The sequence below is a fragment of the Bacillus cereus group sp. N31 genome, assembly GCF_016483245.1.
Classification (GTDB): domain Bacteria; phylum Bacillota; class Bacilli; order Bacillales; family Bacillaceae_G; genus Bacillus_A; species Bacillus_A toyonensis.
On record NZ_JAEHCH010000006.1, the window covers coordinates 153,510 to 178,884 of the forward strand.

Sequence of the window (25,375 nt, forward strand, 5' to 3'; positions counted from 1 at the left end):
AAATAAACATACAAAATCCCGTGTAATAGAGCACCCAGAAAAATCTCCCCTTTTTAATTCACCTGGCAAAGCATTTCTCTTATCTTTTGTAACTCTTGCGCTGTATATATTACTTCCCCTGTTAAAACTTCATTTTTGAAAAACGCTACGATTTGCTCCCTATCTTTTAATCTAGGTGTGTCCTCATTAGAAAGATCTAGTACTTCTTTACCACTCTCATTATAAAAATATACAATTGGCTTTACGTTTTCTTTTACAATATCAACTTGCAATTCTTTCAAACAATTGTATAAAATTTGAGATTGTTTCTTCGCTTTATATACTGGATTCCCTTCATTTTTCACTTGTATAGTTAACGAATCTTCACCTGTAATACATTCAAGCGTCTCTTCTTTTTTAATTTCTTGTTGATACTTACCTATTTCATCAAGCATAAATGAATATATACTAGCATTCTCTTTCGTTACACCATGAATTAATTTTCCTGTCCACTCTCTCGTCTCAAGTAAATACATACCAGTTTTATATAAGATAAGATGATGGATTCGAATATCGTTTATTCCAAGTTTATCTCTAATAAAAACATTCGGCATAATATGAAATTCATCTTCTTGTATGATTTCTTGTTCTAAAAATCCTTGCTTCATATAATGTAATGTTTCATGCGTATTTACTTCAGCGCTATTTTTAGTATACTCTCGTAAATCTGCAATTAACTTTTGAAACATATGTATTTCATTACTATGTTTATCTTGCATTTCACTACGTTCTTTACTATGTTGCATAGCTAATTGATTTTTCATCATACGCATATTTTCAAGTTCTCTAGCTGTACTAACTTGTAAATCATTATACTTTTTCTGTTCCATATTTTTTAACGTATTTTGTTGCTCTTTATGTTCTGTAACCGTGGCTGCAATTTCACTTTCATACGTTTCAATCGCTTGTTTTTTTTCAAATTCCACCTGCTGGCTCTCTGATTCCAACTGTTTATTTTTATAAAACAGTACGAATACTGCAGCTAATAATATTAAAATTACACCTATTAGCACATAATCCATATTTTTACTCCTTCATTTCAATTTTCGATTATTTTTTATAAATATCCCCATTGTATTATACTATGCTTTTAATATACAACTTGTGAAAATTACTTTTTTCATAGAGTGACACTTTAATCAGTGTTTTGTTCTATCACCCACTCATTATTAGCCCTCACCAATCGGCCTTTTACGGGCAACCTGACTCCCACCTATCTTCCTCGCATTCGCCGAGATTCTTACTGCCTGCAAATTGCGGGATAAAAGGCATCTCAGACGAGATACCTTTTACGTTGACTTTATTATACACCATACTGAATATAACTCGAATCATAATATATCCATTCATTTCCACCTAATCCGAGCCAGCCATCTTGCTTACACCATACTCGATATGCCTCACCATGATGTAACTGTCTTATAACATTTCCACTTAATGATGGAGCATCCCGTAGATTCACATTGTCACCAGTAATAGTCGCCACATAATGTTTATACTGAATATAACTCGAATCATAGTATATCCATTCATTTCCACCCAAAGCAAGCCAACCATCTTGTTCGCTCAAAACTTCATATGATTCACCTCGATTTAGCTGGCGAATTACACTAGATTGTAAAGATGGTCCAGTCCGTAAATTTACATTATCGCCATTAATTACAGCAACACCGTAAACTGGAGTTGCATTATTAGGCGGAGAAACATTCCCTCCACCACTCGATCCATTCCCTTGCAAAGCTTCTAATGAAACTGCTGCTGATACATCACAATTTCCTACACCTGAAATTTGACCAGAATCAGTGTATTGCCACGCTGTCCACTCTGTCCATCCACCAGCATCAGCAGGCGGTGTACTAGAATATCTAGCAATCCAAAGTGGAATATCACTTAACCCGTTAATTCCAAACTCATTAATATACCAAACTCCTGTATATAACATTACATTTTTTCCAGTAGCCTGTTTCACATAACTTATGAAACTTCTTGCCCAATTAGATATAGCGGTACCAGTTAAATTACTATTACTCGGATCTGTTGGTGACTCTAAATCTAGAACTGGCATTAAGTCTGTTTGATTGCTTTGTAATATACTCACAAAATATTTCGCTTCTGAAATTGCATCATTTTGTTCTGGATGTGCAAAATGGTATGCACCGATTAATACATTCGCATTTCGTGCCGCTTGTACATTTTGAACAAAAGTAGGATCAAGATAATTTACACCTTCTGTCGCTTTTGCATATGCTGCTGGAATGCCAGATGCCTTCACTGCATTCCAATCAATACTCCCTTCCCAATGAGACACATCGATAAACGTAACATTTGAACTCGATCTGTTTTGCATATAAAATCTCCTATCAAATTTTTTCATTCCGTATACATACAATATGTACAACTTTACTAAATGGACACGACATGTATGCTATAAAAACAAAGAGTAAATATATTTTATATACAAAGTAAAAAAGACCTTGTATATTACAAGGCCTTTTGCAAGCTTCCTTTATTTTGTAGTAAATACATATTATAATACAACCCTTGCTCACTCAGTAACTCTTGATGTGTTCCCCTTTCTACTATCTCTCCATCATGCATAACGAATATTTGATCTGCATCTTGAATTGTAGATAACCTGTGAGCAATCGCTATCGTCGTTCTACCTTTTCTCATTTGCTGCAACGCTGTTTGAATAGCCTCTTCTGTTTCTGTATCGATATTAGCTGTTGCCTCATCTAATACTAACACTTTCGGATTAGTTGCTATCGTTCTAGCAAAAGCAATTAATTGTCGTTGACCACTAGAAAATGCAGCTCCTCTTTCTACTACTTCTGTTTCATACTGCTTTGGTAATTTTTCAATAAACGTATTGGCTTGCACAAATTGCGCAGCTTCTTTTACTTCTTCATCTGTAATTTCTTCATTGTACATACGAATATTTTGCTTTACATTTCCTGCAAATAAAAATGCATCTTGCAATACGAGTCCTATTCTCTTTCTAATTTCTCGTTCTTCAAATTTCTCTAAATCTACACCGTCTATTACAATATTTCCCGACTTAATATTATAAAATCGCATTAGTAAATTCATAATGGTACTTTTTCCACTACCAGTATGCCCAACAAAAGCAACCGTTTGCCCTTGTTTCACGTGAAAAGATACATTTTTTAAAACATCACGCTTTCCATCATACGAAAAAGTAACATTTTTAAATTCAATATCTCCATTAACTACTTGAGGATTCCCATCCCCTTTTTGAACCGGCGCTAAATCTTTCTCATCTATTAAATGAAATACACGTGATGATGAAACAAGTGCCTGTTGGAAAAATGATAATTTCATCATCATCTCATTTACAGGTTGGAAGAAACGATGAATATAGTTAACAAACGCATATAAAACTCCTACTTCAACGGGACTCTTTAAAGCGTCAATTCCGAATAAACCAAGTACTAATGCAATTGCTACAATATGAACTAAATCCGTTGCTGGACGTAAAAGTAACGCGTCTAACTTTAACGTGCGTCGTCCTGCACTATAATGTTTATTATTCACTTCTTCAAATTCTTTTCTCATGCGTTTTTCTTGTCTGAATACTTGAACAATATTCATTCCTTGAATGGACTCATTTAACTTCGCATTTAATACGCTTAATTGATTACGTACTTCTAAATAAAAAGCTGCACTTTTCCGGCGATATAGCACCATAATAGCAAACATAATTGGAATTAATATAAGAGAAAATAGTGCTAATTTTACATCTAATAAAAACATCGCCACTAAAATCCCTACTAAAAACACTACATTTTTTACGAATGTTGATAGTACACTAACATAAAAATCCTTAATCGCTTCCGTATCATTTGTTATGCGAGATACGAGTGTACCTATCGGCGTACGATCAAAGAAACTTAATGACAATTTTTGAACGTGTTCATACACTTCAACTCGCATATCTTGAACAATCTTAAAAGCTATATTTTGAAAGTACAATAAATCTAAATACGTAAATAATACTTTTAATAAATGTGCAATTATATACACTACAAATAGAGTAACAAGTGCTGATTGATCAAAGTTACGCGGTACTAAATGTTCATCAAGAAATTGTTTAATTAAAAAAGGACCCATCATTTCAGTTACAGTTGCACCAACTAGGAATAAAAATGCTAATGCTAATAACCTTTTATATGGTCTCATATAAGAAAGTAATCTTCTTAAATCACTCCGCTTTTTCTCAGCCATCATACGCCTCCTTTCTCTACTAACGCCTCTAGTTGCTGGCTTTCGTACATTTCTTTATACCAACCATTTTCCCCCATCAATTGTTCATGTGTTCCTCGTTGCACTACCGCTCCTTCATCAATCACAAGAATAATGTTTGCATGCTGAATTGCACTTAAACGGTGTGCAGTAATAATCGTCGTTTTTTCTGCTCTTTCCCGTTTCAATGCGGATAATATAGTTTCTTCTGTTTTTGCATCGACAGCTGATAAACAATCATCTAAAATTAAAATTTCAGCATTCGTTAATAAAGCACGTGCAATTGAAATCCGCTGTTTTTGACCTCCTGATAGTGAAACACCTCTTTCACCTACTACCGTGTCATACCCTTCTGAAAATTGAACGATATCATTATGAATACAAGCAATTTCAGCAGCACGCGCAATTTCTTTATATGTAGCATCGACCTTTCCGAATGCAATGTTCTCTCCAATACTCGCTGAAAATAAAAAATGATCTTGCGGCACGTATGAAATGGCAGAACGTACACCATGAAGTGTTACATCTCGAATGTCCCGCTCACCAACTTTTAATTCACCATTAAAATGATCATATTCTCGAATTAAACATTTTAACAACGTCGTCTTCCCTGCACCGGTACGTCCCACAATACCTAGCGTTTCACCTTTTCTTAAATTAACATAAATATCTTTTAAGTTTAATAATTCATTTTTCTTATAAGAAAATGAATCAATAGCAAATGAAACATCACCACTTGCTATAGTATTTATAGCGTTTTCCTTATTTACTACATCTGAAGTTTGTGAAAGTATTTTCTCCACACGATCATACGAAGCGCGTCCACGTTCCATAATATTAAACAACCATCCAAAGGCTAACATTGGCCATACAAGAGTCCCTAAGTATGTTGTAAACGTTACTAGCTCTCCTACAGTTAATTCGCCCTGTACTACTAATAAAGATCCGTAACAAACTGCGATTAAAAACGAAAACCCGACAATAAGTGCAATCGTTGGGTCGAATAACGAGTCAATACGCGCGACTAACATATTTTTATGTACGACATCTTCTGATTTCTTCCGAAATGCTTCCAAATCCTCTTTCTCTTGTCCAAGCGAGCGAATCACCTTCATCCCACTCATACTTTCTTGTACTTTATCATTGATTTCAGAAAACGATTGCTGCGCTTTATGAAATCTTCTATGCAATAAAGTTCCATAATAATTTGTAGAAATCGCTACAATTGGCATCGGAATTAAACTTAATAATGTCAACTTCCAACTAATTGTAAACCCCATCGCCACAAGTACACATCCTCCAACTGCTAATGAGTCAACAAGTGTTAAAACACCCGATCCAGCAGTTTGCTGAATTGCCTGAATATCATTGGTCGCATGTGCCATCAAATCGCCTGTACGACGTGATTGATAGAAAGTTGGACTCATCTTTGTAAAATGTTCATATAAATTCTTTCGTAATTGACGGGCTAATTTCAAAGAAGATCCAAAAATCATAATACGCCACAAATAACGCAATATGTACATAGTAATTCCTACAACAACTAACAGAATAACCCACTTCAACAACTTTTCAGATGTTAATGTTCCATTATTAATTTCATCTACTACAATACCTAGTACTTTCGGGGCTACAAGTTCAAGAAGCGCGACACCAAATAACATAATAATCCCAATTATGTACGCTCGTTTTTCTTGTTTAAAAAACCAAGCTAAATTAAAAAATACTTTCATATTTATCCTCCTCCCTTAAAATGAGCGATGTTTTCAGTTTAACAAAAATACAGAATTTTTAAAAGTTTTAATCACTTTCAAAATCCAATAGGAAAGGGCACTCTTATCGAGTGCCCTTTAGCGCTTATTTTGTTTGTTGCTTGCTCATCGCGCTCATCATTTGATTGATTTTCTTTTGGGAAGGTTTTTGTCCCATTTGCATCATCATCATTTTTAACATTTGTTCATTAATTGGTGGATTTTTTTCTAAGTAGTTCATCATGTATTTGCGGGCAATGAAAAATCCTAACGCCACGCCTGCTACTAGTGCTACTACGCCCACTAGAATACCTAACCAAATTGGCATATATTTTCCTCCTTCATGTTGTCTACCTTACAGTGTACTAAAACCTTTTCAATAAGACAAGATAGAATTCGACATTTTTTACACATATGTTCGTACTTGTTTTAAAGGATTCAACCATCCGTACTTTGTATTTTCATAATCCATAGCTAAAAATGTTAGTTCACACTTTCTTAACACCTCAAAGAAAGTCGTTTCCATAGAGACATTTCCAGAGGTATTCATGCGAATATAGTGTGGTTTCACTATTATTTCGCCATATTCCGCTCCCGTAAAAAGTGTATGCGTATGATGTGTTCTATCATATTTACCAAGAACACGCAAAGCTTGCTCTAATTTATGATGAATTTTCATTACTTGTAATGGCATCGTTATATACATCATTTGTTTATATAACACTTTTTTCTCCGAAAGGGACCCAGATTCTGAAAATCGAGCAAATAAATCAAAAAACAAATATTCACGACCAAAATAAGCTTTCGCAATATCCTCTTGAATTAAATACAATTCATACGTTTTCATTTTCAGCCTCCCAATCTGGACAACCTTTTCTCTTCATTATATAGAAGAAAATTTGCAATGATTGTCTGACTGCGGAGAGATAAAAAACTTTTTCTGTCGAAAAAACTCATTTACATAGAAAAACCTCTCCATGCCGGAGAGATTTTTCTAAAATCATTAAAGCATTTCTTTTACTTTACGAACAACGTTCTCTACAGTAAATCCATACTCTTCCATAATCTTCTCACCAGGAGCAGAAGCACCGAATGTATCGATACCTAACACATCTCCTTCAAGACCTACGTAACGGTGCCATCCGAATGTAGCACCCATTTCGATTGCGAAACGTTTTGTTACTGCTTTTGGTAATACAGATTCTTTGTACTCAGCAGTTTGAGCTTCAAAGCGATCCATAGATGGCATGCTGACAACAGCTGCGTCAACGCCGTCTACTGCTAACGCTTTTTGTGCTTCAACAGCTAGACTTACTTCAGATCCAGATGCAAGTAAAATTACATCAGCTGTTTCTTTCTTGCTTGCAGAAACTACATATGCACCTTTTGCAACTTTTTCATACGTATCGTCTTTTGCGCCTTCTAATGTTGGAAGATCTTGACGAGTTAATACTAAAGCAGTTGGTGTTTTTGTAGATTCTAAAGCTAATCTCCAAGCCGCAACAGATTCGTTACCGTCAGCTGGACGAATAACAGATACATTTGGCATTGCACGAAGCGCTGCTAATTGCTCAACTGGCTCATGTGTTGGACCGTCTTCACCAACAGCGATACTGTCGTGTGTGAATACATACGTTACTGGCAATTGCATTAATGCTGCAAGACGAATTGCTGGACGTAAGTAGTCAGAGAATACGAAGAACGTACCACCGTAAGTTTTTAAACCACCATGTAGTGCAATACCGTTCATTGCTGCACCCATTGCGAATTCACGTACACCGTACCAAATGTTTTTACCGCTGTAATCTTCTCTTGTAAAGTCTTTTTCGTTATTCATGTATGTTTTGTTAGAACCAGCAAGGTCAGCAGATCCACCGAAGAATGATGGTACAGACTCTGCAATTGCATTAATTACAGCACCTGAAGAATTACGTGTTGCTGCTTTTGATCCTAATTCATAAGTTGGTAAGCTTTGTTCCCAACCTTCTGGAAGAAGACCGTTCATTGCTGCTTGCAGTTCGTTTGCTAATTCTGGATATGCTTGTGCATATTCACCTAACATCGTGTTCCAAGCTGCTTGCGCTGTTTCACCAACATCTTGTACTGTTTTACGGAAGTTGTCATATACTTCTTCTGCTACATGGAAGTCTTGTTCAGCAGTCCAAGCGTATGCTTCTTTCGTTAATTTTGTTTCGTCTACACCAAGTGGAGAACCGTGTGAAGCTGATTTTCCTGATTTGTTTGGAGAACCGAAACCAATTGTCGTTCTTACTTCAATTAGCGTTGGGCGTTTTTCGTCAGCTTTCGCTTCTTCAATTGCTTTCGCGATTGCTTCAATATCGTTTCCATCCTCAACACGGATTACTTGCCATCCGTATGCTTTGTAACGATCTTCTACACTTTCAGAGAATGAACGATTTAAATCGCCATCTAATGAAATATCGTTTGAATCGTAAAGCACAACAAGACGACCTAATTGTAAATGAGCAGCTAATGAAGATGCTTCAGCAGAAACGCCTTCCATTAAATCTCCATCACCACAAATAGCGTATGTATGATGATCTACTACATTATACGCATCACGGTTATATTTAGCCGCTAAATGTCTTTCAGCCATTGCCATACCTACAGCAGTTGCAATACCTTGTCCAAGTGGACCAGTAGTTGCGTCTACACCTGCAGTATGACCGTACTCAGGATGTCCTGGAGTTTTACTTCCCCATTGACGGAAGTTCTTTAAGTCATCCATTGTTACATCATAACCAGATAGGTGAAGTAGGCTGTATAATAACATTGAACCATGACCTGCAGATAATACGAAACGATCGCGGTTAAACCACGTTGGGTTATTTGGATTATGTTTCATAAATTGAGTCCATAATGTATAAGCCATTGGTGCTGCACCCATTGGCATTCCTGGGTGACCAGAGTTTGCTTTTTCAATCGCATCGATGGATAATGTGCGAATCGTGTTGATAGAAAGTTGTTCGATTGAATGTGACATGCTATTCTTCCCTTCGCTTATATTAGTAAACGTTTTATACATTTATATGATAGCTTCCCACGCAAGATTATACAACATGTATCGACAAATATGTTGATGTTTTTTTGATTTTTTATAAAAAAACCAATGATTCCGGGAATGTATGGGTATTCAATATGACATACTTTTTTATTGTTTTTATTTTAAAAAGAAAGGGAATTATCTGTATATTTATACAAATGTACAGACTTCTTTTAATAAATACTTAAAAAGACAAAAAAGCATCTGACTTCGATGCTTTTAAAATCCGTTAAACAATCCGTTTTCGAATCGAACTTGAAATAAAATCGATTATAATTACCATTAGAATGATGCCCAATAAAATAATTCCCACACGAGACCAATTCCGTGAACTTAATGCAAAAATTAATGGCGTACCAATACCACCTGCTCCAATTACACCTAAAATCGCAGCGGATCTTACATTAATTTCGAACCTGTATAACGTATACGATAGAAAATCTGGTAACACTTGTGGTAATACCGCATACCAAAGTATTTGAAACCGATTTGCACCTGTTGCTATTAACGCCTCGGTCGGTCCCTTATCTATATTTTCAATTCCTTCCGAATATAGTTTCCCTAACATTCCGATAGAGTGTAATCCCAAAGCTAGAACTCCGGCAAAAGAGCCTGGCCCAACAGCTTTTATAAATAAAAGAGCCATAACTAATTCAGGAAATGTACGAACGAAACTAAGTACAAATTTCCCAGCACCTGAAGTTAATTTTCCACTACTCATATTTGTTGCTGCCCAAAAAGCAAATGGAACAGATAAAAAGGCAGAAATAAATGTACCTAATATCGCAATTGCCAACGTATCAATCAAACCATGTAATAAATCTTCACCATCAGGCAAAGATACATACGACCAATCTGGGTTCAACACGCCTGTCATAATTGCTTTTGTAATTTCTCCCGCTGTATTCTTTATTCCCTCGAGTGGGACACCTGAAAAGGCCCATACATATATAACTGTTAGTGCTATAAAAATAATCCAGCGATTTACACTCGGTTTCTTCGGTTTTGGTACGATTATCGTCGTTTTACTCATTATAATTTCTCCCGCAACAATGTACTTATGTAATCAATTAACAATACAACAACAAGGGTATAAATAATAATGGAAGCAGTTTGTTGATATTGTAAAAATCCAAGTGTACGATCATAATATAAACCAATGCCACCTGCTCCTACTAAACCTAGAACGGCTGCGGCACGTACATTCACCTCAAATGTATAAAGTACGTAGGAAACAAAGTGCGCTTTCACTTGCGGAATGACCCCATAAACAATCCATTGCACCTTATTCGCTCCTACAGCTGTCATCGCTTCTAATGGACCTGGATCAATTGATTCAATTGACTCATACAATAATTTCGCTACGAGCCCAACCGAGAAACAAGTAAGAGCCAAAATACCTGGAAGTGGTCCTATTCCAAAAATCGCTACAAAAATAGCCGCTAATAATAAATCTGGTATCGTTCGTATAAAATTTAAAATCAATCGAGCTGGACTGTACAAAAATACACTAGTAAATACATTACTTGCTGCAAATAGTGCAAGTGGAATGGCTAAAATCGCTCCTAAAGTCGTTCCAATAATTGCCATGCGTATTGTATCTAACATTGCTGTTGTAATAACTTGAAAATAACTCCAATCTGGTGGCACCATTTCCTTCAATAAATCCATCATATTTGGAAAACCAACTACTAGTTTTGAAAATGATGCGTCGACCTGTACACTACTACCCCACAACAGTAAAATAACTAGAATAACCGTTAACATATGTTTCAATTTACTCGGCGGCTTCGGTATCGATTTCGAATATATCGTCACGTCATTCATTTAGCTGCCACCTCTAATAGTGAGCTTTTCTGAGCTACGTCCCCATAAATTTCAGCAAATTTTTCATCCGTTGCCTCATCTACTACACCATCAAAAACAATTTCACCTGCATGTAATCCAATAATGCGTGTAGCATATTGCCTCGCTAAATCAATATAATGTAAGTTTACAATTGTCGTAATTCCAAAATCTTCATTAATTTTTTTCAAATCATCCATTACTTGCTTTGTTGTCAGTGGGTCTAACGAAGCAACAGGCTCATCTGCCAATATAATTTTCGCTTCTTGTGCCAATGCTCTAGCAATCGATACACGTTGCTGTTGTCCTCCTGATAATTCATCTGCTCGTGCATATGCTTTTTCTAAAATATTTACCCTGTTCAAAGCCTGAAATGCAAGTTCCAAATCTTCCTTCGGAAACAAGCCTAACGTTGTACGTAATGTCGAATGATATCCAACACGCCCGGCTAATACATTCTTCAGTACCGTGGATCGCTTTACAAGGTTAAAGCTTTGAAAAATCATACCAATATCTCGGCGCATGCGTCGTAACTCTTTGCCTTTTGCAGCAGTAATAGACTCACCTTCAATAATAATTTCTCCTTCTGTAATCTCATGAAGGCGATTTACTGATCTGAGGAGTGTAGATTTTCCAGCCCCAGATAGCCCGACCATTACAACAAATTCACCTTTTTGAATTTTTAAACTTATGTTTTTCAATCCTTTCGTACCATTTTGATACACTTTGGAGACATTTTGAAACTCTATCACACATCTTACCTACCTTCTATGTATTATCAATAACTGAAAAACGGCAAACTAACTGAAATCACACACTTTCCAGTTAGTCGCCATTTCCATATGTATTATTGTGTTTTCACTTTCTTTCCATAGTCACGAACGATATCAAATTTACTATCATCAGATTTCACATATCCTTCGTGTGAGTATACCTCTTTAATGATTTTGTGCCCTTCTTCATTCTTTCCTATTTCAATGAAAGCATCTTGTAATTTCTTGCTCCACTCCGCATCTAAATCAGAACGTACAGAAATCGTATCGTTTGGAATTTTCTCCGTAAATTTTACTATTTTCGTTTGATCGAATATATTCGGATAATCTTTTTTTACAATATTACGAGCATCTTGGAATACAACAGCTGCATCAATATCACCATTTAAAAGAGCAATAAGTGACTGATCATGACCTTTTAATGTAACAGGTTTCACATCCTTTAGCGGATCGACTCCCTCTTTTAACAATACAGCTGCAGGCCATACATACCCTGCTGATGATGTTACATCTTGATAACCAATTTTTTTACCCTTTAATTCTTTTACACTGTTAATATTAGAATCTTTCTTAACAACAAACTCTGATTTATAAAAATCTACTAAGTCCTTTGTGGGAGCTCCAGTTTCATCATCTACCCCAAAACGTTGCGCCTGTAATATTACGTTTGCAGCCTTTTTCTCATGCGCTAACACATACGCTGTTGGAGGTAAAAATCCTACATCTACTTGTTTTGATGCCATAGCTTCTACAATTGTATTGTAATTCGTTGAAATACTAACTTTTACCGGAATGTTTAATTTATCACTTAATAGTTTTTCCAATGGTTTTGCTTTTGCCTCTAACGTATCTGCATTTTGAGAAGGAACAAATTGAACATTTAACGTCTTCGGTACATAACCTTTTTTCGTATCCTCATTTTTACTTGCACTTGATTCCTTCGTTCCACAGCCACTTAATAACCCCGCTGCTAGTACAACGGTTGTGCTCATTGCAAAAACTTTTTTCAACATGTGAATGCCTCCATTTTTCGTTGTTATAAAATAACCTTCCGTAAACATGAAGAAATATATCACATATTTTTACAAACAATTACTTATTTACAGAATCTTTACACATTCTATACATTCTCATTAAAATTCTTTTCATATATTTGATATGATTAATTGAAAGATAACAATAGAAAAGGTGAATGGTATTGAATCAAAATCAAATTGTAACTTTAAATATTTTATTAACAAGCGATGTACATGGTACTGTGTATCCAATTCACTACCAAGATAACTCCAAAGCAGAAATTGGTTTAGCTAAAATTTCTACTCTTATAAAAAAAGAACGTTCCAAAAATACAAACGTTCTTTTAGTTGATAACGGTGATTTCATACAAGGAACACCATTAACTTATCATTACGCTACATACGAAAAAGATAAGAAAAATCCAATGTCCTTATTGGCCAACTATTTAAATTATGATGCTGCAATTATCGGCAATCATGAATTTAATTATGGAATGGATATATTAAATCATGCTGTAGAAACTGCAAACTTCCCGTACTTATCAGCAAACATTTTAGATAAAAACATAAAAGAACCTTATTTCGGGAAACCTTATATAATAAAACATATTGAATCAAATATAAAAATTGCTATTTTAGGGGCAACAACACATTACATCCCGAATTGGGAACAGGCCCATCATATTAAAGATTTACTATTTGAAGATGCATTAAATACAATAAAAAAGTGGGTTCCTTACATCCGTAAACATGAGCAGCCCGATTTACTAGTCGTAGCCTATCACGGGGGATTTGAATGCGATTTTCAAACTGGAGTACCGACTGAAGTTTTAACAGGTGAAAACCAAGGATACGCAATGTATGATGAAATTGATGGTATAGATATTTTACTAACAGGTCACCAACACCGAGAAATTGCTCAAACTTTAGATAATGGTGTAACAATTTTACAGACCGGATGCAATGGACACTCCGTTGGAAAGGTAAAAGTAATATTCGAAAAAACAGAACAAAAATGGGTAAAGAAAAATAGTTACGCACAATTATTGCCTGTGCAAGGAATCGAGGCCGACAAAGATGTTCTTTCCTTGGTCGCCGATTATGAAGAGAAAACACAAAAATGGCTTGATCAGCCTATTGGCATCATTCATGGAGACATGCGAATTTCAGATGCTATGCAAACTCGTTTGCAAGACCATCCTTTTATTGAATTCATAAATAAAATCCAGATGGATATAGCTAACGTTTCTATTTCTTGTACAAGTTTGTTTCATAATACATCTCCAGGATTCCCGAAACATGTCACAATGCGGGATATCGTTTCCAATTATATTTACCCAAACACATTAAAAGTTATTCGAGTGACTGGAGCCGATATAAAAGATGCTCTCGAACTTTCTGCTTCTTATTTCACATTAAATAAAGTTGGAGATATAATTGTTAATCCTGCATTCATAGAACCAAAACCTGCGCATTATAATTACGATATGTGGGAAGGGATTTCGTATGTATTAAACATTTCAAAACCAATTGGTGAAAGAGTAGAGTCTTTACAGTATAAAGGCGCTACACTCGATATAAATGAAGAATATGACGTTGTTATGAATAATTATCGAGCAAACGGCGGAGGGAACTTCTTCATGTTTCAAAATAAACCAGTAATAAAAGATATTCCAACAGATATGTCTGAACTTATTGCTAACTATATATTGAAGCATAAAAGAATAGAAGCAACGAGAAATAACAACTGGAAAGTTATTAAATAACAAATAAAAAAAGATGGGCTTCGCCCATCTTTTAATTTAATTTTGCATTATCTTGCTTTTTTAAAGCTTTTAATTTCGCTGGTGTAACATCTGTACCTTCTTCGTTAACGACTTTAATTCCTTTAAGTTCGTTTAACATATTTTGACGAAATCCTTTTAAATATTGTTCTCGTAGCGATTGACGCTCACGTTGTTCTTCTTCAGTTAAACCTTCAGCTTTTGCTTTTTTCGCTAAGAAGTTAATGCGTTCAACGAGTTCGTGATTAAGCATCTCGAATCCCCCTTCTAATCAAAACTGATTATTATCATACAATAGTTACTCTTCTTTATCAAGCAATTGCTTTGTATACTCTACGTATCTACGATGTACAGTCGCTTTTGAAACATTATGACCAAATCCACGAAGCGTTGCCGCAATTTCTTCGAAAGTGAGTTCACTCTTGCGCAAACGTACAATTTCCTCAATTGGCACTTCTTTTTTCTCTCGCCCTACGCTTAAATGACGATTTTTTAAATTATTTTCTGGCCGATAGCCTTTTTCTACCGCGCGTTGCATACCACGTTTAATTTTCAAGTTATGAATCTTTCTTTGATATTCTTCAACAATACCAATTATATCTAATACCATCGAATCAGAATCCGACAATTGTAATTCACCATTATGCGTATGTGTATATACTTTTATTCCCTCTTTATGTAAACAATGCATTAATGCAATCTTCGCATTCCCTCTACCAAGACGTGTTTCATCTTGTATTAGAAGTACATCAACTTGTTCATCTCGAATTGTATCTAATACTTCTAATATGCCATCACGTTCAATTGTATAGCCACTAGCCTGTTCCTCAATCACTTTTGTCACATTCATTTCATAGCGCTCAGCTAAATGCAATAATTCATCCTTTTGACGCAATAACGATGTTTCTTGTGCTTCTTTTGTTGTACTCACACGTGCATAAACAATTGCATTCATTTTGAACCCTTCTTTCTCGCTATATTTTCTCTCTAGTGTATCATAAATCTCCCTTTTGTTCGAACTTATGTTTGTAGAATGTTTTTTCGCATGTTATACTTATTAATAAGAAAAACGAAAGAAAACGAGGTGTTAGAAAACATGGAAAAGTTAACGAAACGCCAGCAAGACATTCTCGACTTTATTAAGCTAAAAGTACAAGAAAAAGGATATCCACCTTCCGTACGTGAAATCGGTCAAGCAGTCGGCCTCGCTTCTAGTTCTACAGTGCACGGACATTTATCACGACTAGAAGAAAAGGGTTATATCCGACGCGATCCAACAAAACCACGAGCAATCGAAATTTTAGGCGATGACCGAATGGCTACAGAAACACAATCTGTTATTCAAGTTCCAATCGTCGGAAAAGTTACTGCCGGTTTACCGATTACAGCAGTCGAAAGTGTAGAAGAGCACTTCCCACTTCCAGCTAGTATCGTTTCTGGATCAGATCAAGTATTTATGTTACGTATTTCTGGAGATAGCATGATTGAAGCTGGTATCTTTGATGGAGATTTAGTTGTTGTCCGCCAACAACAATCTGCATACAACGGTGAAATTGTCGTTGCCTTAACAGAGGATAACGAAGCAACTGTTAAACGTTTCTATAAAGAAAAAGACCACTTCCGTCTACAGCCGGAAAACTCTTCATTAGAACCTATCATTTTAAAACAAGTGTCAGTTATTGGAAAAGTAATTGGCGTATATCGTGATTTACATTAAAAATAATAAAAGAAGATAATTCCCTTATTTATATAGGGAATTATCTTCTTTTATATATTGGTAGATTTTAATTCATTCCAAAAAACTCGAATGAATCTATCTTCTCATCTATTATTAACGTGTTTCTATCGTAACATCTCCAGCAGCCGTTTTGCCACTAATCTTTTTACTCCCATTACCAATTGTTACGTTTTTATTTTCCTCATTAAAAATTGTCACATCTCCAGCAGGAGTTTGCCCAGTTATTACTGCATCTTTTGGTTTTTCCGATAAAGTAATAGTTACATCTCCAGCAGTTGAGCTTGCCTCTACATCATACTTAGGATCATGATCCATAATATATACATCCCCACTAGTCGTTTTTGCTGTTACTTTCCCCATAACCTTTTTAAAGTTCACCTCACCAGCTTTTGTAGATCCCTCTACGTTCTTAGCTGTTACATACTTCAAATCCACTTCTCCTGCCAGCGTTCCAACATTTACGCGGTCACTTTTCACATCACTTATTTCTATTTGTCCAGCTGCTGAATGTACTTTGATCTCTTGGTAAGAACGTTCTGGTACAAATATAGTCAATGTAGACGTTTGAAATCCGAAATTGTAAAAGGAAAAATCAAACGAAACATCTTTTTTTCTTTCCCCAATAACTTTTAATGTGTCACCATCTTCAGTAATACGAATTTCTTGTTTACTTACATCTCCTGTTTGCTTTACATAAAAAGAGGCATCCGGAGATTTTTGGACGACAATATCCCCAGCACCTAACTTAACTTCTATATTTTTTAACGTTTCGTTTTTAATTACGTCTTCTTTATCGCCTTTTTCTGCAGTTTGCACTGCTTTTTCATATGTTTGTGAAATCCCTATTACTCCAATAATGATACAAGCGATAGCTACTAACAATATTTTTTTCATCATCTACTCCCCTTTTATCATTTTGAAGTTCCATATCACATAACGTACGCACAATCTTTTAAACCACTTCGTACTATAATACGCTATCATACATAACAACAAACCTACTCCAACAAATGTTATACTAACGAAAAGATCCAACCATATAAAAGTGCCCATAAATACTTTTACGATAACGAAAAATGGTGTCACTACACTAGCAATCCCACCGACCCAAAAAGAAAATATAAAACCGATAATTGCAACTAAAGGGCCTAACACGATAATAAAATTAAATAAACTAAGTCCAATCGCCGCCATGACAGCTCTTGTAACATTTGAAGTCGATGGATCTTTTTTCATTTCATCGAAACGATACATCGCAAGTAATTCTTTTGCAATTACTTTAGGAGAACCAAGTCCTTTTATTATTTCTAATTCCGTTTTCCCCTCTTCTATCCCAAACTGAAAGTGCTCTTCATAATCAAATAAAATATCTTTCCTCTCTTCTTCCGGTAACTTTCTAAGCTGATTCGATAATTCTCTAAGGAATTGTTCTTTATTCATCCCAATTCACCCCTTCAATAATTTCTTGTACCCCTTTCGCAAAATCACTCCACTCTGTTACTAACAAATGAAGTTGCGTCTCCCCTTGCTCTGTTAGCTGATAATATTTACGAGGCGGTCCTTCCGTGGACTCTTTTAAATACGTTTGAAAATATCCCTCTTTCGTTAAACGACGTAATAATGGATATACTGAACCTTCCGATATTAAAAATTTATTTGAAATTTGCTGTACAAGTTCATAACCGTAACTATCTTTACGTTTCACAAGTGCCAAAACACATAGCTCTAACACACCTTTTTTAAACTGAACGTTCAAATGTAATCCTCCTTTCTTAGTTTAGTACTGTTCAATACACGGTACTAGACATATCCATAATATACCACTTGGTACTATTTATTGCAAGGTACTTGTTTATATGTATTCACTGATTTTAAAAACGCGCAAATAGAATCCCGAATAAGATTCTGTTGTGGTTCACCATTATTCGAGATTTTATTCGATTCGAACTGCATTCATACAAAGCTTCATTCAATTTTTCTCCTCTAAGAACCAACTTCCATTTGTGACCCTAGTAAATTTCGAAATACACCTTTTCTTTCTTTAGCTAGTTGATTAAATTCACCTTTTTGAACAATTTCACCTTTTCCTAAAACAATAACTTGATCTGCGTTGCGTATAGTAGATAAGCGATGTGCAATAACAACAATAGTCATTGTTCCTTTCAATCTTTCTATTGCTGATTGGATTTTTACTTCATTTTCAGTATCTAACGCACTCGTAGCCTCATCTAATACTAAAATCGACGGTTTTCTTAAAATAGCTCGAGCCAATACAAGTCGCTGACGTTCACCACCTGAAAGCCTCACCCCACGATCTCCAATCAGTGTATCAAGTCCATTTGGAAGCATTCGTACAAATTCAGTTGCTGCCGCAAATTCTAATGCAGCCCAAATTTGTTCTTCATTTACATTCGAGTCAATCATCATTAAATTCTCTCTGATACTAGCATTAAATAAGAACGGATCTTGTGGTACATAGCTAATAGCCCGTCTTAATGATAATAAATTATCAGTTGTAAGAGGGATACCATCTATTAACACTTGACCTTTTTCTGGTTGGATTAACCCCATTAACACATCAATTAATGTACTTTTCCCAGCACCAGAATGTCCTACAATTGCCGTCATACTATTTATTGGAATTTGTACATTAATGTTTTGAAGTGCATATAAAGCTTCTTGCTTATTATAACGAAAAGAAACATCCTTACACTCAATACCTTGTTTTATACAAATCGGCTTTATATGTTTTTGCATGTATATATCCTGCATTTCAACCGCTTCATTACACTCCTGTTGCAATTCCCATAATGACTTAAAGGCAGGAATGCTTGCAGCCAGTTGCTCTAAATTTGACTGAATCGTCATGAACCTTGGCCATAATCTTGAAAAAATGAGAATGATTAATAGTAACTGGGCCGTTTGCGCTTGAAACATATTTACTGACAAAAATATAAAAAATGCAATTAATATAGCCATTGAAATTTTATAAAACAATTGAGAGTTTGACCTTATTCTCATATACTCCATTTGTTCGCTACTCATCTTTTTTGTTATAGATTGAAACCAATCCAAACGTGATCCTTCCAAAGTATTGCTCTTTATATCTTTAATTCCATTGAAATGATCTGTTATACCAGAAAGATAGTCTTTTGCCAATTCTGAGGTCTTACCGCCTAGTATCCGTGCTTTTTTTATAAAAACACGAGAAGCTACCAAGAACAATAAGCCAAAGCCCAAAACAAATACAGTGACTTGGGGAGATAATAAAAACGCAAGCCCTACCTGTATGAATGTAAATAGAATAGTAGCTAGCAATTGTAAAATTAAATTAATCCCATAACTAACACGAGCTAATTCTGTAGTTAATATATTAATTAGATTTGTTCTCCTTTTTTCTAAAAAAAATCTCCACTTTGCTTTTAAAATCATACTATATGTTTCTACTCTTAACTTTCGTACAAAAACTTGTTGCGTTCTCGCATCTCTTAACGTTATATTTCTTTGCAGTATATTTTGACTTAACACTATTAATACATATATACCTAAAATAGAAATTAAACTTGTTGTTTTAGGGAAATTCTGCAAAATTTTATAGACAGGTGCAATAAAAGAAGTCTCCTCACCTGTATTAATTATTCCAGTCATACTTATCATAGGAAGTAATAAAATAATACCTATCCCTTCAAGTAAACTTATTAACACCATACCAAATAAATTCACATACAGTATTTTTCCTGCTGAAGAATATAATTTCTTCATAAAATATATAATATAATTCATCGATGTTCCCCCAATAACAAAGCAAACTTCTTCGTTTTTCTCCAAATACATAGAAACGGACGTAAAGGAAAATATAAAAAATGAAGAAATTTAGGTAACGGCAATGTTTTCGCATCAATTGGATAAGGATATAGTTGGCTCATAATAAATAAAGTTTTTTGCTGATTAGACATTAACGAAAATAAATGTCGACTATGATAAGCAAGTACTTCTTCAGGAACCGGATCGGTATGCAAGTTTATCATTTGCTTGAAATAAAACAAGGCTTCTTGCGCTAACTGTTTTGAATGTTTTTTAGCTACTAATTCCATCATTCTTTCATCCATCCGTACACCTAGCAATTGAGATGACAAAATTAATGCTTGTCCTCCTAAATGTAGCATTTGATATGTTTTCATTAGTTTATGAATCTCACTCCAATTAAGATCTTGATTGACAATTTTTTTTATATCTACTAACCAGCGTAATCTGGACCAACCATGTCTAGCACCATGAGATACAAGAAATAAAAATAAATCTTCCTTCCCTAGCATATATACGGAATTACTCGTAAGGGTGCTTTTTCTCTTTCGCTTCCAAAGCTCTTCAAACCCAGGTTCCTTACTAGGTCCGGGATTTAACCGCCAATGAATCTCAAGCTTAATCTGTTTTGTCGGATGAAAAAATGTTATATGATGATGCCTCCATTTCCAATCATTTAATATCGTTTGAATATAATCGTCTTTTACATACCCCTGCTCTAAAAGTAACATTTCTACTTTTTCTAAATTTTGAATTGGAATAAGAACGTCCAAATCACAGGATGTTCGTAAAGAAATATCTCCATATAAATCCTGAGATAGTACAGGCCCTTTTAGAAAAATCATACGAATCTCATTTTCATTACATATTTTATTTATTCGTTCCGTTTCAGCACTTAAATAAAGCATTTGAAATGTATTTTTTTTATATTTTCTATTCAAGGATTGTACAATATGTGAAGGAATTATTTCCTCATCTACCTGTTTAAGTTTTTGATATATCACCGGATAAACGCGATGATGCACAACCTGTTCAAGAAATAATTCCCAATCAATATCCGAAAACCATTCATTGCTGTAAGTTTGCATTGTTTCATCATCTTTTAACTTCAAAATTGCAAAAAGAAGTTTCAATTCCTTAGACATGAACTCTACATTAAGACCAAAATCTTTCTCCATTTTACTCTCCTTTAATAGTGTTCTCACTTAGCCTCTTTGCAAATGATCCAACGACAGTGAATTTCTCCATTCCTTCCGATCCAGTAACATAAAAAGAACCGCTACGTAACCATGCATGTGCAATTAGTTCCCCACTATTATCCTTAGCAGTTCCTAAATAAAGAGTACTCTCAATGTCACGTTTTTCAAGCATTTTCATCCCAGCTATCGCTTTAACGAGACATTGACTTTCCCAAAAAGTATAACGGCTCATAATAGAAATTGCTTCGGACACCTCCTTTAGTGTATCCTCGTGTTGCTGAATTTGAGCAACTGATGTTTCGTTCATATAATCCCCTAAAGAAGGTGCAACTTTGGCAAAGGTAATACTTTTTAGTACACGCGCCCATCCTAAAAAAATAAAAGCCTCTAAAAATAAAAGCTTTGTTTCCATGTTCAGCAATAAAAATACCCTTAACCTTTTCACAATATTCATTAATCCCTTCCTAACAGTTCTTTTGAAATTACAAATCTATCTATTAGGCTGATCTTTTATTTGAATTAACCCTTCTTGAAATAAACATTCTAAAAAGGAAAGAACTTGCTCTTCACAATCTTTTTGTTCAATATCATAGTTGGATACTAGCATAGTAACAAGCTGATTAATTATTATTGGCTTTTCAATAAGCTCCCATATTTCTCCGCCTATTTCACCTAAGTTATAGTAATTTCCTTTCTGGACATTTAACATCACTTTTTCTCCATCCATATCGCTTACTATATTACCTTTACTTTGGACAACGTTATGTTTTAATGATATTTTTCTCGAGTGGACAACCATCAACCATACTCCCTTTCTGTATAGTATTTAAAATAACTTCCACAAGCTCATGAGCTGTAAACCTTGAAATCGGGCGACTTACTTGAAACATTTCCATTCCACTTGCAAGATGAGTTGAAGTTTCAAAATGCCATTCCATCAATCCTAATTTAGAAATCAAAGAACTCCTAAAAGTGTGACGGTATAATTTATACAAGCGTGCGAGCCCTTCTATACGGGTCATCTCAATATCTTCTCCCTGTGTTTTTACTAATTCAATAACACCAGCAAGAGGTAATGGATCTGGAAAGAATTGAGAATTCACAGGAACAGCATACTTCGTTTCTCTTTCAAATAAAGGGCTAAATTGCGCTACTTCCATTCCTAACTCATTTATGCTCTCTTGCCATAATTTTTGTTGTGCGTAAGAAGGATGAACTATTGCAGTATTTTTATTCAAAAGAGACACGGCAACTACATCATCACTTAAAAGCTGATATCCTTTATTCAAAAAAGCCGAGGCTAACGTTGATTTTCCAGCCCCTGAATCACCAATTAATGCATACGCTTTTCCATCTATGGCAATTACACTCCCATGCAATGGGAGTGTTTTACGTTGCATTAAAAGCGCCCCCATACAAGTGCCCAGAATATATAGGCGAATTTTATCTTCTTCTGCGTCTGCCATAGGTGAAAAGGTGATTTTCTCGCCGGCTTGTACAGAAAATATTGCAGTTTGAGGAACATGAAACATAACTACATCATCCTCCACTACAATTGTTTTTTGCTTTTCTGCGCTATATTTACTCCACTGTTCTGACAAATCCGTTATTTCAACTTGAACATCTGCCATCTCTTTTTTTTCATTCAGCTGAGACAATTCGGGTAATGGAATTTCACTTACTATTTTTAACCCGAAGGCTTGATATAACACATTCCCCACAGAATCAAACATCCTATCCCCCACATTGTCAATTTTTTGAAAGCTCTTATATAATAAAGCTATATAAGAGCTTTATTTTTCCAGTGACTTAACTGTACTTCACTGGGTCATCTGGGTCAGGTTGAACAGCATCTGGATATTTATGCCCAGGCCCAGCCATAGTCATATTAATATTAAGTACTTCTAATACAGGTTGTTTCCATTCCTTTTTCATACGTATCACCTCCTTTCATATTGCTTTTTTTATAAATCGATAAAAGATTAAGCTGCGCATTAAAACTCTAAAATCTAAATCAAATGCATATTCTGGTCGAGGTTCTTTACAAATTTTTGAGATAGCTTTCTTAATTACCTCTACATTTAGAAATTCAGAGATAACTGGATCTACACTAAGTTCTTCAACTTCCTCAATAAATTCATTCCAAAAAGGAGCCATACGGTAAACACCATCTGCACCTTGAATACCGCGAACCCGTTGATTCAATCGTACTTTATCAGGAAGGAAGCTCTTTGTGGCTCTCCGGATCAGGGCTCTATCTAAACCATTTTGAACATACTGTTCTTCTGGGACTGATAAACAAAATTGAATCAATCGTAAGTCATTTGTGGGATCACGATCCCATAAGGCATAACGTAATGATAATTTCGTTTCATACGTGCCATTTATGCTCCAATAATATGGTTTTTCAAACTGTTCTCTTTTCATGTCATATGCATTAGAAATAGAGGTGCCTGTTATATCGATTTCTTGTTCTCTAAGTCTGTCAAAAACATTCATTTCCCTTGCAAATTCCGGATTAATTATTACGGAATTTGCATCTTGTTTTCCTGAAAAAAGTAACTGATGCAAAAATGGAAATGCCTTTCGTCTTACCACTTCAAAAACACGTGATTTTTTTACTCCTATATTTCTACTATATAAATATAGTTCACGATAAAAACGAATCCAATGTAGCTTTTTCAATAACATTGCCTGGTAATCTAAAATAGGTCCCCATGATACTGTCCAATTACCTCTTTGACCACTAAGAAGTACTCCTATTCCCTGCTGAGATGCTTTTTCATAAACTCCACTCAACCAAAAAGTATTCTCAAAAAATTTATATGGCATCTCCATTGTTTCCAGCCAATCATCAATTTCCGATAGTGGGCTTCTCTCTGGCAATTCTAAATAATAATCCTGTATATTCCCTACATGCTCTACAGTCGATTGAATAAATGGTCTTTCGTCAGCTATCCTACCTTTGTGTGTCCAATCTTCAAATCCTTCTACTGGAACATAACTATACGTATGTAATTTTTTATTTTCAGTCCGTAAATCCCTTGCAGCAAAACTAACGACAGAACCTGAGTCTAACCCTCCACTCAAATGGGCTCCGACTTGGTGGTGTGTTCGCAAACGTGCCTTCACTGCACTTTTATACACCTCTCGAAACGCCTCTTCATACTCTTCATTTGATTTTAAATTAAGCATTTTCCCAACAGTTGGTGTATAGTATCGTGAAAACTTCACTTCGCCTTCCTTTACCAAAATAGTGTGTGATGGAGGCACTTGTTCTATATATTTGTAAACTGTTAACTGTGGATCTACCGATTCGAAATTTACAGGTATAGCTAAAAATTCAGCAAGCCACTGCTCATTCAATTTTTTCTCAATATACGGTAGAGTAAATAACGGATTTATAATGGTACAAAAAGCAAATTTTTCCTCACCACGATAAAAATAAAGAGTCCGACTTCCTGAAAAATCTCTGGCACCAAAAAGAATTTGTTTTTTCTCATCCCAAATCATAAAAGCAAAATCGCCTACCAAATATTTCGGAGCCGATTCCCCCCATTTCTGATAAGAGAGTAAAATCAACTCACTATCTGTCATGTTTTTTCTATCCGAATAATCCACTTGTAATTTTTCAAATAACTCATCACGATTATCAATAATAGCATCTACTGTAATTGCCAATTGCTTTTCATAATTATAAAAGGGTAATTGTTCACCAACTGACTCTGGTGTAATCCATTGTGCATGACATCCTAGAAAAGCATTTTCTTTGTGCCATATTTGAATATCGTCAGCAGGGTACTTTTGTAATTCACTCATTAATCGTGTGCCATGTTCAATTGATATAGGTTCATTATTAAAGTGAATAATGCCAGTTATAGCGCTCATTTCTTCCTCCTAATATATGAAAAGTTACTACAATTACTATTTACATATTAAATTCGTTAAACATACCCCTTTATCATTCTTTTTAAAGAACGAAATTATTTATTTTTATTACTTTCTCAATTACATGCTTTAATTTACTTTCAGACTTATATATTATAGACATTTTCAAATCTATACTCCTCCCTTTTTTTATGTAAATTGAAACTGAACA

General features: G+C 35.0%; 25 protein-coding genes. 2 read left to right on the forward strand and 23 right to left on the reverse strand.

Annotated elements, in window-relative coordinates:
* Positions 1-53 precede the first annotated feature (53 nt).
* The 11 genes from JDS81_RS11155 to JDS81_RS11205 all read right to left on the reverse strand — a co-directional run bounded on the left by JDS81_RS11155 (position 54) and on the right by JDS81_RS11205 (position 12,748).
* A complete protein-coding gene (locus JDS81_RS11155) occupies positions 54-1,061 on the reverse strand; it encodes a nuclease-related domain-containing protein (RefSeq protein ID WP_000386795.1) in 1,008 nt (335 codons plus the stop codon).
* A 281-nt stretch (positions 1,062-1,342) separates the two neighbouring features.
* Positions 1,343-2,386 (reverse strand): GH25 family lysozyme, encoded by a 1,044-nt coding sequence (locus JDS81_RS11160; RefSeq protein ID WP_097953721.1) that lies wholly within the window; start codon positions 2,384-2,386, stop codon positions 1,343-1,345.
* A gap of 134 nt (positions 2,387-2,520) precedes the next feature.
* The gene (locus JDS81_RS11165; protein ID WP_000818434.1) at positions 2,521-4,284 is read right to left on the reverse strand and encodes an ABC transporter ATP-binding protein; all 1,764 of its coding nucleotides are present in this window, start codon (positions 4,282-4,284) and stop codon (positions 2,521-2,523) included.
* The gene (locus tag JDS81_RS11170; RefSeq protein ID WP_097953722.1) at positions 4,284-6,035 is read right to left on the reverse strand and encodes an ABC transporter transmembrane domain-containing protein; all 1,752 of its coding nucleotides are present in this window, start codon (positions 6,033-6,035) and stop codon (positions 4,284-4,286) included. The genes JDS81_RS11165 and JDS81_RS11170 overlap by 1 nt, the downstream gene beginning before the upstream one ends.
* Before the next feature lie 124 nt (positions 6,036-6,159).
* On the reverse strand, positions 6,160-6,381 hold the full coding sequence (locus tag JDS81_RS11175; RefSeq protein WP_001123316.1) for a YneF family protein: 222 nt from the start codon (positions 6,379-6,381) through the stop codon (positions 6,160-6,162).
* A gap of 78 nt (positions 6,382-6,459) precedes the next feature.
* Complete coding sequence (sirA, locus tag JDS81_RS11180) at positions 6,460-6,900, reverse strand: sporulation inhibitor of replication protein SirA (RefSeq protein WP_000860638.1); 441 nt, start codon at positions 6,898-6,900, stop codon at positions 6,460-6,462.
* A gap of 156 nt (positions 6,901-7,056) precedes the next feature.
* Positions 7,057-9,057: a transketolase gene (gene tkt, locus JDS81_RS11185; RefSeq protein WP_000019758.1), complete on the reverse strand. Its 2,001-nt coding sequence runs from the start codon at positions 9,055-9,057 to the stop codon at positions 7,057-7,059.
* A 289-nt stretch (positions 9,058-9,346) separates the two neighbouring features.
* The gene (gene phnE / locus JDS81_RS11190) at positions 9,347-10,150 is read right to left on the reverse strand and encodes a phosphonate ABC transporter, permease protein PhnE (RefSeq protein WP_070173634.1); all 804 of its coding nucleotides are present in this window, start codon (positions 10,148-10,150) and stop codon (positions 9,347-9,349) included.
* Positions 10,150-10,944: a phosphonate ABC transporter, permease protein PhnE gene (gene phnE, locus JDS81_RS11195; RefSeq protein WP_097953723.1), complete on the reverse strand. Its 795-nt coding sequence runs from the start codon at positions 10,942-10,944 to the stop codon at positions 10,150-10,152. The genes phnE (JDS81_RS11190) and phnE (JDS81_RS11195) overlap by 1 nt, the downstream gene beginning before the upstream one ends.
* A complete protein-coding gene (gene phnC / locus JDS81_RS11200) occupies positions 10,941-11,714 on the reverse strand; it encodes a phosphonate ABC transporter ATP-binding protein (RefSeq protein WP_097953724.1) in 774 nt (257 codons plus the stop codon). The genes phnE (JDS81_RS11195) and phnC overlap by 4 nt, the downstream gene beginning before the upstream one ends.
* A 95-nt stretch (positions 11,715-11,809) precedes the next feature.
* A complete protein-coding gene (locus JDS81_RS11205) occupies positions 11,810-12,748 on the reverse strand; it encodes a phosphate/phosphite/phosphonate ABC transporter substrate-binding protein (protein WP_070173637.1) in 939 nt (312 codons plus the stop codon).
* A gap of 185 nt (positions 12,749-12,933) precedes the next feature.
* Between JDS81_RS11205 and JDS81_RS11210 the strand changes: the two genes are divergently transcribed.
* Positions 12,934-14,517 carry a bifunctional metallophosphatase/5'-nucleotidase gene (locus tag JDS81_RS11210; RefSeq protein WP_097953725.1) on the forward strand — a complete coding sequence of 528 codons (1,584 nt, stop codon included), beginning with the start codon at positions 12,934-12,936 and terminating at the stop codon, positions 14,515-14,517.
* Between the two features lie 31 nt (positions 14,518-14,548).
* On the opposite strand, the gene JDS81_RS11215 is transcribed toward JDS81_RS11210, so the two are convergent.
* Together JDS81_RS11215 and JDS81_RS11220 are read right to left on the reverse strand one after the other, a co-directional pair.
* Positions 14,549-14,788 carry a DUF896 domain-containing protein gene (locus tag JDS81_RS11215; protein ID WP_000931861.1) on the reverse strand — a complete coding sequence of 80 codons (240 nt, stop codon included), beginning with the start codon at positions 14,786-14,788 and terminating at the stop codon, positions 14,549-14,551.
* 45 nt (positions 14,789-14,833) lie between these two features.
* Positions 14,834-15,490 carry a YneB family resolvase-like protein gene (locus JDS81_RS11220; RefSeq protein WP_000991793.1) on the reverse strand — a complete coding sequence of 219 codons (657 nt, stop codon included), beginning with the start codon at positions 15,488-15,490 and terminating at the stop codon, positions 14,834-14,836.
* Between the two features lie 141 nt (positions 15,491-15,631).
* On the opposite strand from JDS81_RS11220, the gene lexA reads away from it, so the two are divergent.
* A complete protein-coding gene (gene lexA / locus JDS81_RS11225) occupies positions 15,632-16,252 on the forward strand; it encodes a transcriptional repressor LexA (RefSeq protein WP_070173655.1) in 621 nt (206 codons plus the stop codon).
* Between the two features lie 114 nt (positions 16,253-16,366).
* On the opposite strand, the gene JDS81_RS11230 is transcribed toward lexA, so the two are convergent.
* From JDS81_RS11230 to JDS81_RS11275, 10 genes are all read right to left on the reverse strand, one after another.
* On the reverse strand, positions 16,367-17,170 hold the full coding sequence (locus JDS81_RS11230; RefSeq protein ID WP_097953726.1) for a DUF4097 family beta strand repeat-containing protein: 804 nt from the start codon (positions 17,168-17,170) through the stop codon (positions 16,367-16,369).
* Positions 17,171-17,713, reverse strand: coding sequence for a DUF1700 domain-containing protein (locus tag JDS81_RS11235; RefSeq protein WP_001031393.1), 543 nt, complete (start codon positions 17,711-17,713; stop codon positions 17,171-17,173).
* Entirely contained in the window at positions 17,706-18,029 is a 324-nt protein-coding gene (locus JDS81_RS11240) for a PadR family transcriptional regulator (RefSeq protein WP_001102631.1), read from the reverse strand. The genes JDS81_RS11235 and JDS81_RS11240 overlap by 8 nt, the downstream gene beginning before the upstream one ends.
* A gap of 227 nt (positions 18,030-18,256) precedes the next feature.
* Positions 18,257-20,056, reverse strand: a complete 1,800-nt coding sequence (locus JDS81_RS11245; protein ID WP_097953727.1) for an ABC transporter ATP-binding protein — start codon at positions 20,054-20,056, stop codon at positions 18,257-18,259.
* The gene (locus tag JDS81_RS11250) at positions 20,053-21,255 is read right to left on the reverse strand and encodes a nucleotidyltransferase domain-containing protein (RefSeq protein ID WP_097837400.1); all 1,203 of its coding nucleotides are present in this window, start codon (positions 21,253-21,255) and stop codon (positions 20,053-20,055) included. Before JDS81_RS11250 ends, JDS81_RS11245 begins: the two co-directional genes overlap by 4 nt.
* A gap of 1 nt (position 21,256) precedes the next feature.
* The gene (locus tag JDS81_RS11255) at positions 21,257-21,730 is read right to left on the reverse strand and encodes a lasso peptide biosynthesis B2 protein (protein WP_070173642.1); all 474 of its coding nucleotides are present in this window, start codon (positions 21,728-21,730) and stop codon (positions 21,257-21,259) included.
* Between the two features lie 36 nt (positions 21,731-21,766).
* Complete coding sequence (locus JDS81_RS11260) at positions 21,767-22,075, reverse strand: lasso peptide biosynthesis PqqD family chaperone (protein ID WP_097837401.1); 309 nt, start codon at positions 22,073-22,075, stop codon at positions 21,767-21,769.
* Positions 22,038-23,009, reverse strand: a complete 972-nt coding sequence (locus JDS81_RS11265; protein ID WP_097953728.1) for an aldolase — start codon at positions 23,007-23,009, stop codon at positions 22,038-22,040. The genes JDS81_RS11260 and JDS81_RS11265 overlap by 38 nt, the downstream gene beginning before the upstream one ends.
* A 76-nt stretch (positions 23,010-23,085) precedes the next feature.
* Positions 23,086-23,211 carry a paeninodin family lasso peptide gene (locus JDS81_RS11270; protein ID WP_000712621.1) on the reverse strand — a complete coding sequence of 42 codons (126 nt, stop codon included), beginning with the start codon at positions 23,209-23,211 and terminating at the stop codon, positions 23,086-23,088.
* A gap of 15 nt (positions 23,212-23,226) precedes the next feature.
* A complete protein-coding gene (locus JDS81_RS11275) occupies positions 23,227-25,164 on the reverse strand; it encodes a lasso peptide isopeptide bond-forming cyclase (RefSeq protein ID WP_097953729.1) in 1,938 nt (645 codons plus the stop codon).
* Positions 25,165-25,375 lie beyond the last annotated feature (211 nt).

What these genes read in the sequence shown, in the direction of transcription:
- JDS81_RS11215 (WP_000931861.1), bottom strand. Translation starts at nt 14,788, where the DNA reads ATGCTTAATCACGAACTCGTTGAACGCATTAACTTCTTAGCGAAAAAA.
- JDS81_RS11245 (WP_097953727.1), bottom strand. Translation starts at nt 20,056, where the DNA reads ATGAATTATATTATATATTTTATGAAGAAATTATATTCTTCAGCAGGA.
- JDS81_RS11230 (WP_097953726.1), bottom strand. Translation starts at nt 17,170, where the DNA reads ATGATGAAAAAAATATTGTTAGTAGCTATCGCTTGTATCATTATTGGA.
- JDS81_RS11165 (WP_000818434.1), bottom strand. Translation starts at nt 4,284, where the DNA reads ATGGCTGAGAAAAAGCGGAGTGATTTAAGAAGATTACTTTCTTATATG.
- JDS81_RS11270 (WP_000712621.1), bottom strand. Translation starts at nt 23,211, where the DNA reads ATGAAAAAGGAATGGAAACAACCTGTATTAGAAGTACTTAATATTAAT.
- JDS81_RS11155 (WP_000386795.1), bottom strand. Translation starts at nt 1,061, where the DNA reads ATGGATTATGTGCTAATAGGTGTAATTTTAATATTATTAGCTGCAGTA.
- JDS81_RS11235 (WP_001031393.1), bottom strand. Translation starts at nt 17,713, where the DNA reads ATGAATAAAGAACAATTCCTTAGAGAATTATCGAATCAGCTTAGAAAG.
- JDS81_RS11175 (WP_001123316.1), bottom strand. Translation starts at nt 6,381, where the DNA reads ATGCCAATTTGGTTAGGTATTCTAGTGGGCGTAGTAGCACTAGTAGCA.
- phnE (WP_070173634.1), bottom strand. Translation starts at nt 10,150, where the DNA reads ATGAGTAAAACGACGATAATCGTACCAAAACCGAAGAAACCGAGTGTA.
- JDS81_RS11260 (WP_097837401.1), bottom strand. Translation starts at nt 22,075, where the DNA reads ATGGTTGTCCACTCGAGAAAAATATCATTAAAACATAACGTTGTCCAA.
- lexA (WP_070173655.1), top strand. Translation starts at nt 15,632, where the DNA reads ATGGAAAAGTTAACGAAACGCCAGCAAGACATTCTCGACTTTATTAAG.
- JDS81_RS11160 (WP_097953721.1), bottom strand. Translation starts at nt 2,386, where the DNA reads ATGCAAAACAGATCGAGTTCAAATGTTACGTTTATCGATGTGTCTCAT.
- JDS81_RS11255 (WP_070173642.1), bottom strand. Translation starts at nt 21,730, where the DNA reads ATGAATATTGTGAAAAGGTTAAGGGTATTTTTATTGCTGAACATGGAA.
- phnE (WP_097953723.1), bottom strand. Translation starts at nt 10,944, where the DNA reads ATGAATGACGTGACGATATATTCGAAATCGATACCGAAGCCGCCGAGT.
- JDS81_RS11250 (WP_097837400.1), bottom strand. Translation starts at nt 21,255, where the DNA reads ATGGAGAAAGATTTTGGTCTTAATGTAGAGTTCATGTCTAAGGAATTG.
- JDS81_RS11265 (WP_097953728.1), bottom strand. Translation starts at nt 23,009, where the DNA reads ATGTTTGATTCTGTGGGGAATGTGTTATATCAAGCCTTCGGGTTAAAA.
- JDS81_RS11170 (WP_097953722.1), bottom strand. Translation starts at nt 6,035, where the DNA reads ATGAAAGTATTTTTTAATTTAGCTTGGTTTTTTAAACAAGAAAAACGA.
- sirA (WP_000860638.1), bottom strand. Translation starts at nt 6,900, where the DNA reads ATGAAAACGTATGAATTGTATTTAATTCAAGAGGATATTGCGAAAGCT.
- JDS81_RS11205 (WP_070173637.1), bottom strand. Translation starts at nt 12,748, where the DNA reads ATGTTGAAAAAAGTTTTTGCAATGAGCACAACCGTTGTACTAGCAGCG.
- JDS81_RS11275 (WP_097953729.1), bottom strand. Translation starts at nt 25,164, where the DNA reads ATGAGCGCTATAACTGGCATTATTCACTTTAATAATGAACCTATATCA.
- JDS81_RS11220 (WP_000991793.1), bottom strand. Translation starts at nt 15,490, where the DNA reads ATGAATGCAATTGTTTATGCACGTGTGAGTACAACAAAAGAAGCACAA.
- tkt (WP_000019758.1), bottom strand. Translation starts at nt 9,057, where the DNA reads ATGTCACATTCAATCGAACAACTTTCTATCAACACGATTCGCACATTA.